Source organism: Priestia flexa NBRC 15715 (assembly GCF_001591565.1).
Lineage (GTDB): Bacteria > Bacillota > Bacilli > Bacillales > Bacillaceae_H > Priestia > Priestia flexa.
In genome coordinates this window covers 15,073-29,485 of sequence record NZ_BCVD01000039.1, presented here as the reverse complement: position 1 = coordinate 29,485, position 14,413 = coordinate 15,073, and the positions used below count along the sequence as shown (strand labels likewise).

The 14,413-nt window shown below is 38.5% G+C and carries 20 protein-coding genes; 3 read left to right on the top strand and 17 right to left on the bottom strand.

Translation table 11 applies throughout. The annotated features are described in order from the left end of the window. Positions 1 to 22: 22 nt before the first annotated feature. From nikA to BFL01S_RS08810, 10 genes are all read right to left on the bottom strand, one after another. Positions 23 to 1,552, bottom strand: a complete 1,530-nt coding sequence (gene nikA / locus BFL01S_RS08850; protein ID WP_061785487.1) for a nickel ABC transporter substrate-binding protein — start codon at positions 1,550 to 1,552, stop codon at positions 23 to 25. Between the two features lie 58 nt (positions 1,553 to 1,610). After that, positions 1,611 to 2,561: a DMT family transporter gene (locus BFL01S_RS08845; RefSeq protein WP_082802718.1), complete on the bottom strand. Its 951-nt coding sequence runs from the start codon at positions 2,559 to 2,561 to the stop codon at positions 1,611 to 1,613. Positions 2,562 to 2,658: 97 nt separating this feature from the next. After that, positions 2,659 to 3,222, bottom strand: coding sequence for a nitroreductase family protein (locus BFL01S_RS08840; RefSeq protein WP_025911806.1), 564 nt, complete (start codon positions 3,220 to 3,222; stop codon positions 2,659 to 2,661). 30 nt (positions 3,223 to 3,252) lie between these two features. Continuing rightward, the gene (locus BFL01S_RS08835) at positions 3,253 to 3,642 is read right to left on the bottom strand and encodes a hypothetical protein (RefSeq protein WP_061785486.1); all 390 of its coding nucleotides are present in this window, start codon (positions 3,640 to 3,642) and stop codon (positions 3,253 to 3,255) included. Positions 3,643 to 3,770: 128 nt separating this feature from the next. After that, positions 3,771 to 4,190, bottom strand: a complete 420-nt coding sequence (locus BFL01S_RS08830; protein WP_025911804.1) for a DUF4395 domain-containing protein — start codon at positions 4,188 to 4,190, stop codon at positions 3,771 to 3,773. A 73-nt stretch (positions 4,191 to 4,263) separates the two neighbouring features. Then, the gene (locus BFL01S_RS08825; RefSeq protein ID WP_061785485.1) at positions 4,264 to 4,824 is read right to left on the bottom strand and encodes a hypothetical protein; all 561 of its coding nucleotides are present in this window, start codon (positions 4,822 to 4,824) and stop codon (positions 4,264 to 4,266) included. A 106-nt stretch (positions 4,825 to 4,930) separates the two neighbouring features. Next, positions 4,931 to 5,488, bottom strand: a complete 558-nt coding sequence (locus BFL01S_RS08820; protein ID WP_061785484.1) for a GNAT family N-acetyltransferase — start codon at positions 5,486 to 5,488, stop codon at positions 4,931 to 4,933. 365 nt (positions 5,489 to 5,853) lie between these two features. Further along, entirely contained in the window at positions 5,854 to 5,976 is a 123-nt protein-coding gene (locus BFL01S_RS21245) for a hypothetical protein (RefSeq protein WP_257788882.1), read from the bottom strand. 1 nt (position 5,977) lies between these two features. Continuing rightward, the gene (locus BFL01S_RS08815) at positions 5,978 to 6,421 is read right to left on the bottom strand and encodes a hypothetical protein (RefSeq protein WP_061785483.1); all 444 of its coding nucleotides are present in this window, start codon (positions 6,419 to 6,421) and stop codon (positions 5,978 to 5,980) included. Next, a complete protein-coding gene (locus BFL01S_RS08810) occupies positions 6,408 to 6,836 on the bottom strand; it encodes a thiol-disulfide oxidoreductase DCC family protein (protein WP_169799846.1) in 429 nt (142 codons plus the stop codon). Before BFL01S_RS08810 ends, BFL01S_RS08815 begins: the two co-directional genes overlap by 14 nt. A 286-nt stretch (positions 6,837 to 7,122) precedes the next feature. Here BFL01S_RS08810 and BFL01S_RS08805 point away from each other — a divergent pair, with 286 nt between their 5' ends. Then, the gene (locus tag BFL01S_RS08805; protein WP_025911798.1) at positions 7,123 to 7,995 is read left to right on the top strand and encodes a cation diffusion facilitator family transporter; all 873 of its coding nucleotides are present in this window, start codon (positions 7,123 to 7,125) and stop codon (positions 7,993 to 7,995) included. 231 nt (positions 7,996 to 8,226) lie between these two features. Next, complete coding sequence (locus tag BFL01S_RS08800; RefSeq protein ID WP_061785481.1) at positions 8,227 to 8,859, top strand: LysE family translocator; 633 nt, start codon at positions 8,227 to 8,229, stop codon at positions 8,857 to 8,859. Positions 8,860 to 8,897: 38 nt separating this feature from the next. On the opposite strand, the gene BFL01S_RS08795 is transcribed toward BFL01S_RS08800, so the two are convergent. Both BFL01S_RS08795 and BFL01S_RS08790 read right to left on the bottom strand, forming a co-directional pair. Further along, the gene (locus BFL01S_RS08795; RefSeq protein WP_025911794.1) at positions 8,898 to 9,224 is read right to left on the bottom strand and encodes an AzlD domain-containing protein; all 327 of its coding nucleotides are present in this window, start codon (positions 9,222 to 9,224) and stop codon (positions 8,898 to 8,900) included. Continuing rightward, entirely contained in the window at positions 9,221 to 9,967 is a 747-nt protein-coding gene (locus tag BFL01S_RS08790) for an AzlC family ABC transporter permease (RefSeq protein WP_082802717.1), read from the bottom strand. The genes BFL01S_RS08795 and BFL01S_RS08790 overlap by 4 nt, the downstream gene beginning before the upstream one ends. 77 nt (positions 9,968 to 10,044) lie before the next feature. Between BFL01S_RS08790 and BFL01S_RS08785 the strand changes: the two genes are divergently transcribed. Further along, positions 10,045 to 10,599, top strand: a complete 555-nt coding sequence (locus BFL01S_RS08785; RefSeq protein WP_025911791.1) for a helix-turn-helix domain-containing protein — start codon at positions 10,045 to 10,047, stop codon at positions 10,597 to 10,599. 32 nt (positions 10,600 to 10,631) lie between these two features. Here BFL01S_RS08785 and BFL01S_RS08780 read toward each other — a convergent pair whose 3' ends face one another. The 5 genes from BFL01S_RS08780 to nikB all read right to left on the bottom strand — a co-directional run bounded on the left by BFL01S_RS08780 (position 10,632) and on the right by nikB (position 14,397). Beyond that, the gene (locus BFL01S_RS08780) at positions 10,632 to 10,964 is read right to left on the bottom strand and encodes a cupin domain-containing protein (RefSeq protein WP_025911789.1); all 333 of its coding nucleotides are present in this window, start codon (positions 10,962 to 10,964) and stop codon (positions 10,632 to 10,634) included. An 89-nt stretch (positions 10,965 to 11,053) separates the two neighbouring features. Then, positions 11,054 to 11,812 (bottom strand): ABC transporter ATP-binding protein, encoded by a 759-nt coding sequence (locus tag BFL01S_RS08775; protein WP_061785479.1) that lies wholly within the window; start codon positions 11,810 to 11,812, stop codon positions 11,054 to 11,056. 1 nt (position 11,813) lies between these two features. Next, positions 11,814 to 12,608, bottom strand: coding sequence for an ABC transporter ATP-binding protein (locus tag BFL01S_RS08770; RefSeq protein ID WP_061785478.1), 795 nt, complete (start codon positions 12,606 to 12,608; stop codon positions 11,814 to 11,816). A gap of 2 nt (positions 12,609 to 12,610) precedes the next feature. Continuing rightward, positions 12,611 to 13,453 (bottom strand): nickel transporter permease, encoded by an 843-nt coding sequence (nikC, locus tag BFL01S_RS08765; RefSeq protein WP_082636368.1) that lies wholly within the window; start codon positions 13,451 to 13,453, stop codon positions 12,611 to 12,613. Beyond that, positions 13,453 to 14,397, bottom strand: a complete 945-nt coding sequence (nikB, locus tag BFL01S_RS08760; protein WP_061785477.1) for a nickel ABC transporter permease — start codon at positions 14,395 to 14,397, stop codon at positions 13,453 to 13,455. Before nikB ends, nikC begins: the two co-directional genes overlap by 1 nt. Positions 14,398 to 14,413 lie beyond the last annotated feature (16 nt).

Sequence of the window (14,413 nt, the reverse complement as noted above, 5' to 3'; positions counted from 1 at the left end):
CTTATGTCTCAGCCTCTTTCTATTATTCTTGTAGAGCTAAATCTTTAGTAATGACATAGTACTCGCTTTTCGTCATTTGCCATCCTTTTACGTTTTCTTTATACGCAACAAAATTATTTGGATGGACAATAGCAGAGTGCAGGACTCCATCATTGATTATTTTTCCCGCTTGTCTTGTTAACTCCACGCGCTTTTGCTCGTCAACAGTTTCATTTAACTGCTTAATTACATCACTAAGCGCTGGATTATCATAGTGACCTACGTTATAAAAACCATCTTTTCCATAAACGCTATTTAAAAAATAAGAAGAATCACCGCGCGGGGCCGTAATTAAGCTGTATGTAGCTATGCCCCAGTCGGAATTTGTGGTCATATATTCATCTATGTTTTCAACCTGCTGGATTTCTACTTTGACCCCAATCTTTTTCGCTTCCGATTGAATGAGCTGTGCCATCAAGGGAAGCTCTGGGCGATATGGATATGTTAAGATTGTGAACGATAGCTGCTTACCATCTTTGACTACTTGGTTGCTTTCAAATTTGTAGCCTGCTTTTTTTAAGTATTCTTTTGCAGATTCAGTGCCAAACTCTTTTTTCGGAGCATCATAAGCGAAAGAAAACTCCTTTAAAAACGGACCGTTGGCTGCTACGCCTTGTCCTGCAAGCGTGTAGTCTACCACATCTTGACGATTTAAGAGAACATCAAATGCTTTTCTCACGTTAACATCTTTAAACGCTTCAATGTTCGTATTATATAAAAGCATTTGCGTTCGTAAGCTTGGAACGACGTCAACTACAAGCGACTCGTCTTTCTTTAATAGCTCTAGGTTTTCAATTTCAGGACGATACACAATATCTGCTTCTCCGGATTGGAGCCCTGCTGTCCTTGCATTTGCATCTTCATTGTATAGCATTGTAACGCGATCCAATTTAGATTCACCGTCCCAATACTGATCATTTTTTTTCAGCTCTAGCTTACTGTTTGGCTGAGAAGATACCGCTTCAAATGGTCCTGTACCTACTGGATGTGCTTCAATATTTTTTTCGGTTACATCGATAATAGCTGCGTTGGGATGAACGAGTTCAGACGGAAATGAAGCTACAGGCTCTTGCGTTACAATCGTTAGTTTTTGACCATCCGCTTTCATTTCTTTTATTTTCAATGAGGCTTTCATCGCTTCACTCACCTTCATCGTACGTTCTAATGACGATTTCACCGCTTTAGCGTCCAACGTTTTTCCATTTTGAAACACAACTTCGTCTCTAATAATAAACTCCCAAGTTGTTCCATTGTCTAACGTTTTCCAACTTTCAGCTAACCATGGCTCAATTTGTGAATCTTCTGTTGTTTTGACCAATGTTTCCACAATGCCTGCTCGCAGCGGCGTGTAGTTAAGCTGGGGATCTAGGGTATCTGTTGGAAAGTTGGATAAAAAGGTAAGCTTGTTGCGGTCGGAATCTACAGAGCTGTTTTCCTTATTTCCAGAGCAAGCTGTAAGCATGCACGCCGCAACTCCCATCATGATTGCTGTTTTCCATATCTGTCTTTTCATGTCGTAATCCTCCAAAGTATGTATCTTAGCAAATGGTGCTAATCATAATTTCAAAAGTTTACGAGTTTTCTAACTTTTTGTCAATCAGTTTTTTGCTTAGCTTTTGACCTTTGGAGCGTCCTTTATACGTCGTCCCAATAATACCAACCATAATAGCTATACCTCCAATCCAATGGAAGTAAGACAAACTCTCATGTAAAAATGCGACGCCTGCTATCACACCGATTAACGTAGCTAAATTAGTAAACACGCTCATCTGCGCTGCTTGAATTGTTTTTAACGAGTAGTTGGATAGAAAAGCTGTAATAAGAGAAGAAAATATACCTAAGTATGCTACTGAAAGCAAAAATTCCAGTTGAAAAAGCGGTTCGAAAAATGTTGCCAGCGAGCCGTTAAGACTATGATGAACAACGGCCACTCCGTTAAAGCCGACAAACCCAACAAACATCATGACGTATGTAAGCTCCAAGGTAGAATATGAGCGTGTCATTTTACGAGCAAGTACGTTATAAGAAGCATTTGATAAGGATGCTAGTAAAATAAACAGGGCACCTAAACTTCCACTTGCTGAGAAATTTACGCCTTTCATTGCTAGAATGTATACAATACCGGAAACAGATAATAGAATTGAAAACTTTTGGCGAGACGTTGACGTTTCTTTTAATAGATAGGTAGCAAGAAGCAAAGTGAAAATTGGAACCGACGCTTGAATAATGCTCGCTTCAGAAGATGTGGTATATAAAAGACCAAGCGCTTGAAAGCCAAAGTAACTTATCGGAAATAAAAGACCTAGAGGTACAATACGAAGAACATCGTGCCCATTCACTTGCATTTTTTGCTTGTTCACAAATAGAAACAAGGAAGCAACTATAAAAGATAGCGTAAAGCGATGGGCAAGCACATCAATAACCCCTGCATAGTTTAGCGCTACTTTTACAATCATGAGCGCAAAACCTGTAATGATTGCATATAAAAAAGCTGAGCCAAACGCTCTTTGAACATTTGTCAAATAGTCCTCTCCTTTTTAACCGATTGTGCGAATACACTCCACTGATTGTTTTATACAAGTATACAAAAAAGCCCTTGTTTTACAAGAGCTTTTATTCTTACGCTTCAATCAACGTTAGCTTTTCTATAATTGCTTCACGTGGCTTAGGTGCTGGAACGTCATCAAATTTACCTAACATCAATACACCGACAATAGCTTCATCTTCTTTTATTCCTGCTATTTTTCTAAACCCCGGCTGATGAATGAGTTTACCAGTTTTCCATAGCACTCCAATTTCTTGCTCCCACGCTAACAGTAGAAAATTTTGGATAAAAGCAGACACAGCGCTGAAATCTTCTTCTTGCTTCATTTCATTTTCATCTTTAGGGACCGTAATAATAATATTAGCCTGTGATTGAGAAAATTTCTCTGCCATCTTCCCTATTTTTTTTGCTGCTCCTTCATCAGAAACTTGTTTGGACAAGTTTTTCATCTGTTCACTTAATGATTCATTGCCTTTCCCATAAAACATCACAAGTCTCCACGGCTGACGTAGCTTATGGTTTGGAGCCCATGATGCATCGTCTAAAAGTTGGATAATAGCTTCTTTCTCAATTGGATCATTATTAAATGTACGAATGGTTCTTCTTTCTCTTATTACGTCTCGAATGGATGCTGACATCTGAATCGTTCCTTTCAACTATAGATTGTGTTAGCTATTTTGAATTAAAAATCGCACGGCTTGCGAAATATCCATATCGTGTTGTTCACAAAATGTAAGCAGTTTATCATATGTATTGGCATCTAAGCGTACATGAATAGATTCGGTAAGCCTTGTATTATCAAGATGTTTTGAAACTTTGCGCTGGTCTTCTTTAAACATCCCTCGATGTACGGATAACGTCGCGCTTCCTCGATCAGCAATTTGCTTTTCACATTCTCTCTCATCCCAAAACTCTTTAACTTGCTCCATATGTTCATCAAGTCGCTTCTGAAACTCTTCATTTTCAAGTTTTGCGCCTTTACGCTTTGCTTTATGGATAAACTTTTGAATCATAAATTCCCGGTATTCTTCGTAGCTTTTAAATGATATTACTCTCATACGATTACCCTCACATCTGTTCTACGATAATCATTCTCAATTGACTATCTACCCTTATATTACTGAATATAAGACATTTCTGTCAATCTTTTTCTCAATTAAAAAAGAAAAGGCACTTCGCCTTTTCTTTATGCAGCTTGCTTTTGCTTCTTTCTCTTGTACTTCCACATCATATAACGATAACGTATCGTACATCCGATGCAGTATCCCATTAAAGCTACACCTGCTGCAATAAGCACCATGATGCTAAAAGCCGCTGATACAACTGGTAGATTTACCATAAAAAACAACAGTGATAATCCTAAACAGCTAGTCGCAATCCACTGGTTGAAAAGCTGCTGATCGCGATCTTCTAACGGATAGAATGAAGCTTCTTTTCTAAGAAATTGTTTTCCCACCTTCATGATGGGATTTTGTTTTGTTAGGAGAGTAATGATCCCTACAATAAACGGAGCAAGCAGTACCCATGTTGTTGTGAAAAACGATAAAACGACGCTCGCTACAATAAAAGCTTGATTGAACTGAACAAGTGGTTTTGGAATCCCCATGACAAATAGCCTCCTCTTTATATCTCATTATACACAGTGTATTAGTAAGAATAAAGATGGAAGCTTTGGAAACTTATGAGTTTTTCAACTTTCTTAAACAAAGCTTTATACATTCATTTGCCTCTTCGATAAACTTATCATTTCCTGCTTTCAAACGAATTTCAAGCGACTGTTGAAAATAATGATGGGCTTTTGAAAGATTTTGTTGATCTAATAAACATTTTCCGTACTGTTGATACAAGAAATCTGCATATGTATGTAGCGATGATTTTATGTGAAGCTGATTGAGGAGAGTTTCGAACGTTTCATTTGCTTTACACCAATTACTTTGCCAATGGAATGTTTGTCCTAAATAAATAGAACTTTTAAATACTTGCTCGTGTTCATGATACCTTTCATATAAATAAATGGATAGCTGCAAATGTCTTACGCTGCTTTCTAATGCGCCTACAATGCGTTCATATTTACCAATTATCCGGTACATGTCCGCAGCTATTCTCTCATCTTCCTCTGAGATTGCTTTCTTTTTTAAATAAGCAATCCCTTTTCGGATATCAGCTTCATTAAAAGGCACTTCGCGGAGCTTCTGGCTAAAACTATAATTCATATTAAAGGGAATACGCTTTATATCCATAAAGAACCCTTCCTTATATATCCATTTTATATAATTGTACCCTAAATTTGCAGTACATACAATATTTATGAAAGCCTCTTTCATCTGTGGAAAGAGGTTTTCATCACTATGCGTTTCGCTTCATATAATAAAATGGCTTTCCGCTAATGTAACGCGTACCCGTCACGTAAAAATCCATTTTTTCGTAGAGAGCACGAGCTCCTTCATTGTCAAACTCAACATTTAGGGTTAAAGGAAGCTTCCTACTTTCTGCTTCTTGAAAAGCACTCTGTAACAGCATAGATCCAATGCCTTTACCTTGATAACTTTCACCCACAACGATTGAATCAAGATAAAAGTCTCCTGCTTCTGTTTCCCTATCTGGAAGCCACTTGCTGTTTCCTGTTTTTTCACGAACATACGAAACCATTGGCTGATCGAAAGCTTCAATTTGTTCACCCTCATAGCAAATCATGACTCCCGCGATTTCCTCGTTAAGTTCAGCAACCGTAATATTTTTATAGCTATATCGGCTGCAGTCTGACTCCACATATGTTTGTAACACGCGAAGAGCCTCGTCGTCCGCTGAACTAGCAGTATGGTCGCGGGCAATTTGACCAAGCATGCTATATAATAGCTCGCTTATAACGCCTGCTTCTTGTTTTTCTGCTTTTCTGATGTTCATACTATCAATACTCCTTTTTATCGTCTATTTCTACTTTACCACATCTGTGTAGTTTTGAAAGAAATATACATTTTATCGAAAAAACAGTATAATGAAATAAATAATAAAAAGGTGGTAGGTGCTCAGTTGATGCCAAGAAAACAAAAGCGTAAAAAGAAAACGTCACGTGATCGATATACCATTTTTGATTTTCTTTTTGATTTACTCTTGGAAGTTCCCCAGCTTTTACTTTGGCCAGTGCGATTCCTTATAAGAAACATAAAACATCTCTTTGATGCGTTTTAATAGGGAGTATTCATTATAGATTGATCATAGCCATGCTTGGAGTGAACCTCTTCCAAGCATGGCTACATTTTTTACTACTCTTAGTTCAGTGGAAACTCATGCTTTGGTTTGCGCTTTGCCTTTTTTCTTACTTCTTTCCACCAATAGTATAAGGTGGTTCCAACAAAAATCCCTACCAGCATTTTTATCATAAACGGTGTCATCCTACGCTCTCCTTTCTTCTTTTACAAACAGCGCTTGAATAAGTCGCTTTCTTTCAAAAAGTAATAGTGCTAGGCACATTAGCGTTAACACCGTGCTTAAATCTTGTACGCCGATATCAAAAAAGTAATTAACCATCATTACGTTTACAACGATTGGAAAATAACAGATTGCTCCAAACAACGCCGTGCGCGGGATCATAATGAGAATAGCCGCTACTACCTCTCCAATTCCAATTACGATTTCATATTCTTTGGAGTAACCAAAAAATCTCCAAGCCATAACAAACCCTTCACCATTTAGCGCAAGTGCTTCAGGCGTAGGCTCTCCAAACTGGCCGAATACAATCTTTACAGAGCCATAAATAAGAAACACAACCCCTAAAAAAATCCGAAACGTTGCTGGAATTGATTGACGAAAAACTGAAACCCATTTAGAACCTTTCATTTGCCCACTCCTTTACCTCTTTTTCTGTTAAAAATCGACTTCTCTTTTCTGCAGTAGGCAGCCGACAACCTCTTTTTTTCATAAACTTGTGCCGGTGTTTAGCTACGTAATCATACACTTTGTCTCGAATGCGTTTAGGCACAATAATAAAGACATATGCATATTTGACCGGCCCTGTGAGCTCTTTCACAATACGTAACATGGCCGTTGACTTTGTATAGATCAACTCATTTTGAAATAAGACAATTGAGTTGTATTGTTGAGGGATTATGTGATTAGTTCGCAGTTTTTCACCCAAAGATGATTGTAGGGAAGCAAAACAAAACGTAACTGTTGGGTCATGGTTCATTATAAATAAAATTGTTTGATTACACATATGACAGTCTCCGTCAAAAAAAATGATATGCTTTTTCACTTCTATTGGTAAAACCTCCCTTCTTTTTCATTGTAATCGCTTATCGCATCTGTAACGATGTCATTACCTTACAGTTAGCTTACAGTTTTGTAAGTAAAGCCGTTTAAAGTGCGCAAACTACTATCATAAGAAGAATAAAAAGCAGGCATTTTTCCTAAAATAGTTTTGTCTTTATTCAACTTTTTTAGCGACTTTAAAAACCGTTGTTTCCTTCTAAAAACGTTGCTGTAGACCCACTTGCTGCTAGCTTGTTACGATAAAATCATTTAACTGAAAGGAGTTTTTTATGAAACGCTCATCCTCAAACATTGCCTTTTTATCTGTCGCTAGCAACTCACTTGTTGTGCTACTAAAAGTTAGCGTAGGCATTCTGACCGGTTCTGTAGCCGTCTTATCAGAAGCCATTCATTCAGCACTTGATTTATTGGCCTCTTTTATCGCTTTCATTTCTGTTAAAGTATCTGGTAAGCCAGCAGATGACGATCATCCTTACGGTCATGGAAAAATCGAAAATATCTCAGGAACAATTGAGACGTTGCTTATTTACGTAGCAGGTATTTGGATTATTTATGAATGTGTACATAAGTTGATTTCACCTGAACCGATTAAACTTCCGCTTCTAGCTATTGGTGTTATGCTTCTGGGTGCTCTTATTAACTTTGTAGTTTCTAGAATTGTAAATAAGGAAGCAAATCGTATTAACTCTGTTGCAATGAAGTCAAATGCCTTTCACCTTCTTACAGATGTATACACATCGCTTGGTGTAGGACTTAGCTTAATATTAGTTGCCGTAACAGGTTGGACGTTTCTAGACCCTATTATCGGGATTGCCTTGGCGCTTTATATTATGATTGAAGCAACGAAGTTAATGAAAGAGGCCTTCCCTCCTCTGCTGGACGCTCGTTTAAACAAAAGTGAAGAAGAAGAGGTTTTCCAGGCTATTCGTACCTTTCAAAGTGAGTATATTGAAATTCAGTGTTTTAAAACACGAAGAGCAGGAGCCCACGAACATATTGATTTTCACCTCATCGTACCGCCAGAGAATAGCATCAAAAGCATTCACCACTTATGTGATCGCATTGAGGATAAAATTCTTGAAAAGTTTCCGAACGCTCACATTATGATTCACCCAGAGCCGGACGGTTTACAAGAAAGGTAAGCACGAGGCTAGCACATAACAAAATATTTTTTTCTCAAGAACGGATCATGTTCTACAATAGTTAGCTTTTAAGAACAAGTTCGTCCTATTTCAATAGTTTTTCAACTTGTTTTTGAAACCAAAAATATCTCATCTCTTTAATATTGTTAACAAAAAAATAAGAATAATCTAACAAATATGCGTCTTTTATGCTACTATATAGTTTAATTATTTCTGAAAGAGGTGAACGTTTTGAATGACTTATTAACGTTTTTATTACTATCTTCTTTTGTTGTAATGAGTCCTGGTGTTGATACTGCGCTTATTACAAAACGCACCGTTAGTGAAGGGCAAGCCTCTGGTTATCGAATGGCTTTAGGGATTACTACGGGCTCATTAGTTCATACGTTTGCCGCAGCGTTTGGCCTTTCAGCCATTCTCATGCAGTCTGCTTTAGCATTTGAAATTGTAAAATACGTGGGAGCTATTTATTTGATTTACCTCGGCGTTTCTTCATTTATGACAAGAAAAAAACAAGAAACAGAAGAGAATTTAAAAGACCAAATAAAACCTGGTCAGTCTGCATTTAAGCAGGGATTGTTATCAAACGTATTAAACCCAAAAGTAGCGATGTTTTTTCTGACGTTTTTTCTGACGTTTTTACCTCAATTCGTCACCCCAGGTTCAAGCTCTATTCAGCAATTACTAATGATGGGTGTTATATATACGTTTCTATCTATTTCTTGGTTTTTTGTTTATGTCTTTTTCATTAACTATTTGCGAAGCTGGCTGTTATCGGCCAAGGTTCAGCGCGCAATGGATAGAGCAACTGGCTTAGTACTGATTGGCTTTGGAGTTAAGCTTGCGTTTTCAAAACAAAATTAATTCAAAAACGACTAACCAATTGGCTAGTCGTTTTTTATTTATCCCATAATGAAGCGAACTGCGGCCATTAAGGCTACTCCGCTTAAAACCGTAACGGATAAGCTCTTGCTTCGAATCGCAATGAAAATCGTTGGGATAATTACAATGATAACTTCCCAGTTCACTTGAAGAGCATTTTCTGTTTGTACGGTGAAGTTTTCTACTACCAAAGCGGTTAAGATACAAACGGGAATATATGAAAGCCACTTAAGAACCGGTTCTGGCAGCGTCATGTTTCGGACAATTGCAAATGGTACAACCCTTGGAATAAACGTTACAAGTGCACACCCTAAAATAATGAGCAGTGTTGATAGATCTAAACTCATTTTTCAGTCATCACTCCAATCGTTGCAACAATGATAGTTGACACAATAACGGCTACGTGCGAAGGCATAAAAAACGATAGCGTAATCATCGCAATAGTCATGTATGCAATTAAAGTAAGAGAATGTCTAAGCTTTTTGGGAGCAAGACTTTGCAGCTGTAGAACAAGAAGCGCGACAAACATAGCGATTAAAGCAAAATCAAGACCTAAAGCTTCAGGATCTACAATCACGTTTCCAAATAACGCTCCCACAACGCAGGCACAAATCCATGAAAAGTAAGCCGTAATGTTTAAGCCATTCATCCAGCGGTCCGTTATATGTTCACCTTTTGCGATTTTATTAGCAGCAACACCAAATGATTCGTCCGTAATAAGAGCTCCAATGCCTATATTCTTTACCAACGAATAGCGCGTAAAGTGTGGAGCAAGAGTTGCACATAATAAAAGATGCCTTAAGTTTACAATAAAAATGGTTAAAATAATGGCTGAAGCCGGACTATCAGCGACAAGCAACGCACAAAAAATAAACTGAGCCGCTCCTGCATAAACAAATATGGCTAATAGCGCTACTTCTAAAACACTAAGCTTTGAAGCTACTCCTACTACTCCACAAGCAATACCAATACTTATGTATCCTAATAGCGTGGGAACACAGTCTTTCACTCCTTGTGAAAAGGTTGGGATAGCACTTTCTCTTTCAACAAACGCTTTTTCAGTGATCACGTAACCCCCTCCTTTGTTCATTATATTATACAACCAACTGTTATAACAAACAACTGTATGTTATACTGTTTATATAAAAATGTTAAAGGAGATCTATTATGGACCATATCCAGCAAACGATTGCGGCTAACTTAATTAGCATTCGAAAAAAAAGAAACTTATCTCTCACGCAAGTTTCTGAGCTAACGGGTGTCAGTAAAGCAATGCTCGCGCAAATTGAAAATGGAAAATCCAGCCCAACTGTTACGACGCTATGGAAGATTGCCAATGGCCTTCAAGTATCCTTTTCATCGTTTATCCAAGAGCAAAAAGCACAGGTGAAAAAAATTCAGCTAAACGATCTTAAACCTATTACAGACAATGAAGGCAGCTACGTTGTCTTCCCATTTTTTCCTTACCATCCTGAAAAAAAGTTTGAAGTATATATCGTTACGCTTGCCCCTGGGTGTACGCACGGAGCAAAATCTCACCTTGGAGAAGAATACTTGCTGGTAAAAGACGGTGATTTGTCTGTTATAGTAGACGGTGAAGAACATGAGCTAACATCTGGAGATGCGCTTCAGTTTCCAGGCTCGTCACCTCATAGCTATATAAATCGAACGGAAAAAGAAGCGAGCTTTTTCTTGTTGATGTACTACCCAGAACCGCAATAAAAGGAGCCTTAATAGATTAGAGCTCCTTTTATTTAAACTATAAGAGATGAACCTTGAATAATAATTACTGTCATTCCCACATCACTTCCTGACGTGTGCCACTCGTCTTTTTCCCACAATGCTGCTTGTCCTTTTTTGACTTGTACCTGGACTTCATCATCACTTGTTACCCAACCTTCACCCTCAATTACCAAGAACAGCTGTTTACTTGGCGCCTCATGATGACCTGTAATTCCTCCCGGTTCAATATACATAATTCCTATAGAAGCTTCTTTTAGATTCGCTATCTTCAAATAGCTTGATAGCTCAGAGTTATATCGTGTAACTGGAACCGCCTGCTGCTGTTGAAATGAAATAATCTTCAAGTAATCTTCACCTCTTCATACACTATAGTTAACATAATAATATTATTATCTATATAAAAAGCAGTGTATCTTTTCAAATGATACACTGCTTAAAAAATGGATACGAGTTCTTTTGTATAGGGATTTCTTTGAGCGTGAAATAACTCTTCAGTCCGAAACATATCCACAACCTCACCTTGTTTCATTACCATAATGCGTTGACTCAGCTCTTTAACTGCTGTAAGGTCGTGTGAAATAAACAAGTAGGATAAATCTAGTTGGTCGCGAAGATCTTCCAGCAAATGCAAAATGCTTCGCTGTGAAATAACATCGAGGCTTGCCGTTGGTTCATCTAGTATAACAAGTTCAGGTTCAATGCTAATTGCGCGAGCAAGCGTCACGCGCTGCTTTTGTCCTCCGCTTAGTTCGTGAGGGTATCTTTCAGCAATACTTGCAGGCAACCCAACCATATTGAGCAGTTCTGACACAAACTGTTCTTTTGATGAAAATGAAAAATAGCGCAGACTTAACTGCTTTCTGTACTGTAAATAAGGGTCTAAAAGGGAATCTTTTATTTTAAGTTTAGGATTTAATGCAGCCGTTGGGTTTTGAAACACAATTTGAAAGCCTTTGCGAATTGGCATTAGCTTACGACTACTCAGGCTTTGAATTTCTTGATTTCTGAATAGAATTTTACCGCTATTCACTTGTTCTAAACGCATCAAACAGCGTGAAAGCGTACTTTTCCCACACCCACTCTCACCTACAAGCCCCAAGCACTCTCCTTTTTTCAAATCGAACGAAACGTTCTTTAAGACCTGTTGACCACCATACGTTTTAGTAAGGTTTTGAACCGACAATAAACTCATCTTATAATACTCCTTCTTTAACCGCTAACTCGTTTGCTTTTAATACCGGTGCCGCTGCGATTAGCTGCTTTGTGTATTCATGCTGAGGATTCGTGAGTACTTTTGTTTTATCACCACATTCTACAATTTTGCCTTCCTTCATAACAGCTAAGCGGTCCGCATATTTTCTAACGTGTCGCCAGTCATGCGTAATAAATAAAATTGTACAGCCTGTTTCTTGTTGTTTTTCTTTTAATACTTGTAAAATCCGATGAGCTGATATACTATCAAGCGCTGTTGTAATTTCATCGGCAATAACGAGCTCAGGTGATAATAAAAGGGATAATGCAATCGAGGTGCGCTGAAGCTGCCCACCGCTCAGCTGAAAGGGATAGCGTTTGTAGAATTTTTCATCTAACCCTACAGATTCTAAAGCTTGAATTGCATTATCTTTTCTAACTATTCTATCATTTACGCCATGCACTTTTTGATACTCTTGAAAATGCTGGCCAATCGTTCGAAATGGTGTAAATGACCCTTGGTAATCCTGAAAAATATACGCAATTTTTTGGCCTCGGATTCTTTTTAGGTCGCTGCGCCTCAATGAAAGCGTATTTTCTCCGTTGAAATTAATTTTGCCTTCAGCTGTTAAGTTAGGTGACAGCATTTGACCAATCGTTTGCGATAAAACACTTTTCCCGCTGCCACTTTGACCTACAAGCGCATACCACTCACCTTTTTCAAGCTGTAGTGATACGTTATCAAGAATGTTTTTTTCTTTACTTCTTACCGAGAGCTTTTCAATCGACAAAATCATTTTTACACTTCCTTTTTTACATCAAATTGATCGCGTAAATAGTCACCGATAATGTTGGTGACTAGTACTACCCCTACAATTGCTAAGCCAGGATAAATCATCAGCTCAGGATTAGATTGAAAATACGGACGTGAGTCATTCAGCATAGCTCCCCACTCTGGTACAGGAGGCTGTGCACCTAATCCAATATAAGATAGAGACGAAATTAAAAGAATAATTTTCCCCAAGTCTAAGCTTGCCATGACAAGAACATAACCAATGATATGTGGTGCTAAGTGCTTTTTCATAATTTGTAAAGCAGACAGTCCGTTTGTACGAGCGACTAATACGTATTCTTTTTGTGACTCAGATAACACGGTGCTTCGAACAAGTCGCGCGTAGTTTACCCACTTGACCATCACAATTGCAAGTACAAGATTGCCAATTCCAGGGCCTAATAGCCCGCTTAGTACAATAGCTACCACCGTATCAGGAAACGCTAAAAAGCTGTCTGCAATTCTCATAAACAATCGGTCTACTACACCGCGTTTGTAGCCTGAAATCAGACCAATTGGAATCCCTACGAGCAAAGCTACGCCTAAGGCAAGTGCACTAAAGCCAATGGTTTGCTGTGCACCGAGCAACAAGCGCGTTAAGATATCTCGCCCTAAATGATCGGTCCCCAAAGGATGTGCCATGCTCATGCCTTCAAGTCGTTTCTCTAAGTTCGTAAGAGTTGGATCATATTTTAAGTAGAAAAAGGTATAGATAGATGCTGCAACAACAATAAGAAAGAGAAAGGCGAGCGGTATAATGATTTTACGCTGTTTTTTCATAGCCGGCAGATACACTGAGGACTCTTTCATCACTTACTCTCCTTTTCTTTGTATTTCATTTCAGGGTTTAAATAACGATATGATAGGTCTACACATGTATTCACAATAAATACAATGCCCCCCATTACGAGTATGTAGCCTTGAATAAGTGGATAGTCACGCTGACGAATCGCATCGACAATGAGCTTGCCGATTCCAGGGTATGCAAACAGCACCTCTATAACAACGACCCCGCCTATCAAACTACCTAAGCTCATGCCAAACACCGTGATCACCGGTGGAATACTGTGGCGAAAAGCATGCATTAAAAAGACTCTCCCTTCTGATAACCCACGCGCTCGTGCTGCACGAATAAACTCTTGGGTATAAGAGTCTAGTAAACTTGAACGAAGCAAGCGAACATATACGCTTGAAATTGCTAAACCCAACGTAATAGAAGGTAGAACAAGCGACAGTATTCCGTCTCTCCCCATCGTAGGGAACCAATTTAAGCGAACGCCAAATAAATCAATGAAAATAAGTCCCAACCAAAAGCTTGGAACAGCAGCTCCAATAATTGAAAGCGTTCGGCTTATTTTATCTATCCAACTGTCTCTGTAAAGTGCAGATAGCGAGCCCAGCGGAATTGCAACAATAAGCATTACTACAATTGCGCCGATTGCTAGCTCTAATGTAGCAGGCAGAGCAGCCATAATTGTACTCATAACGTCTTGTCCCGTTACGAACGACTGCCCAAAATCCATCTGAACAAATTTCTCTAACCATAGTCCGTACTGCACAAGAACAGGCTCATTAAATCCCATTTCTTCACGAAGTGCTTCTATTTGCTCTTGGCTGACTGAGAGCTCATCAACGTTCAAAATGGTTAGCACGGGATCTCCCGGTGCTAACCGAATAAAGATAAAACTGACAAAGGTTATAAACAATATAAAAAATAGAACTTCCGAAAACTTTTGGAAAAGGATTTTAATCATTCTTTCACATCCAGCT